Source organism: Streptomyces sp. NPDC006265 (genome assembly GCF_040613555.1).
In the GTDB taxonomy this organism is placed as follows: domain Bacteria; phylum Actinomycetota; class Actinomycetes; order Streptomycetales; family Streptomycetaceae; genus Streptomyces.
Genome location: NZ_JBEXSH010001412.1, coordinates 1 through 1,388 on the forward strand (window position 1 = coordinate 1; position 1,388 = coordinate 1,388).

1 protein-coding gene is annotated in these 1,388 nt (G+C 68.0%); it reads right to left on the reverse strand.

The window, feature by feature from the left end; translation table 11 throughout:
* Positions 1-90 precede the first annotated feature (90 nt).
* Positions 91-1,212 carry a M48 family metallopeptidase gene (locus ABZ281_RS49375; protein ID WP_356665383.1) on the reverse strand — a complete coding sequence of 374 codons (1,122 nt, stop codon included), beginning with the start codon at positions 1,210-1,212 and terminating at the stop codon, positions 91-93.
* Positions 1,213-1,388: the final 176 nt, after the last annotated feature.

The window sequence follows — 1,388 nt, forward strand, 5'->3', positions numbered from 1 at the left end:
ATATCGGCACGTCCACTCAACGAGTCACACCCGTCCAGGTACCGGTCACATCATCAGATCACCCGAACCGGTCATGTGCGGAGGATGGGACTAGCTCCCGTCGCGCGGCGGCCGGTCGTCCCCCGAGGAGTCCGACGGGCCCGTCTCCGGCCCCTGGGGCGGCTCGGGGGAGGCGTTCGTGAAGCCGCCGAAGCCGCGGCGGACCCGGTCGCCCAGGTCGCCGGCGCCGCCCGCGAGGTCGGTGACCAGCTTCATCAGTGGGTCCTTGGAGCTCTTCACATGGGTGCTGTAGTGGTTGGCCGACTCGCGCCAGGAGTCCCGGACCGAGGTGTCCTTGTCCTCGTCGCGCCGCGGGTAGTGGCCGTCCATGACCCGCTGGTAGTCCCGCGACTCGGCCCACTTCTTCAGCTCGGCCGCCCGCACGGTGGTGAAGGGGTGGGAGCGGGGCAGCACGTTTAGGATCTTCAGCACCGAGTCGCGCAGGTCACCGCCTGCCTCGTACTCCTCGGCCTGCGCGAGGAAGGCGTCCACGTTCATCTCGTGCAGGTGGTTGCCGCCCGCGATCTTCATCAGACCCCGCATGGAGGCCTGCGGATCCTGCCCGACCAGCAGCCCGGCCCGGTCCGCGGAGAGCTCCGACTTGCGAAACCACTCCCGCAGGCCGGTCACGATCGCCATGATCGCGAGGTTGCCCAGGGGGATCCAGGCGACCCGGACGGCGAGGCTGGTCAGGAACAGCAGGATGGTCCGGTAGACCGAGTGACCGGACAGCGCGTGCCCCACCTCGTGCCCGACGACCGCCCGCATCTCCTCCTCGTCGAGGAGCTCGACGAGGCCCGTGGTGACGACGATGATCGGCTCGTCCAGACCGATGCACATCGCGTTCGGCTGCGGGTCCTGGTTCACGTACATCGGCGGGACCTTCTCCAGGTCCAGGATGTAGCAGGCGTCCCGCAGCATCACGTTCAGATGGGCGAACTGCTGGTCCGAGACCCGCACCGAGTCGGACAGGAACAGCAGCCGCAGACTGCGCTCGGGCAGCAGGCCGCTGAGCGCCTTGAACACCGTGTCGAAACCGCTCAGCTTGCGCAGCGCCACCAGGGCGGAGCGGTCGGCCGGGTGCTCGTAGGTGCGCGAGGAGATCCCGGGGAAGCGCCTGCGCTGCCTGCTGGGCACGTGCTCGTGCCCGTTGTGCTCGTGGCCGTCGGACATGTCTTCCCCCAGCGTCTGGTGTGACCTTTGCGGCCCTTTGTGCGGCCTTTTGCTTCCCCGAGGCAGAGCCCAGCCTAGGCGGGTGAACTCCCAGTCGGCGGTGTTCCAGCCGCGGTAGTCCACCTTCTCAATACGGATCTTCTTGTACTGCGCGCGCACCATGTAGCGCTCCTGGT

Bases quoted from the DNA above. Each gene is read 5' to 3' on its own strand.
- ABZ281_RS49375 (WP_356665383.1), bottom strand. From the start codon at position 1,212: ATGTCCGACGGCCACGAGCACAACGGGCACGAGCACGTGCCCAGCAGG.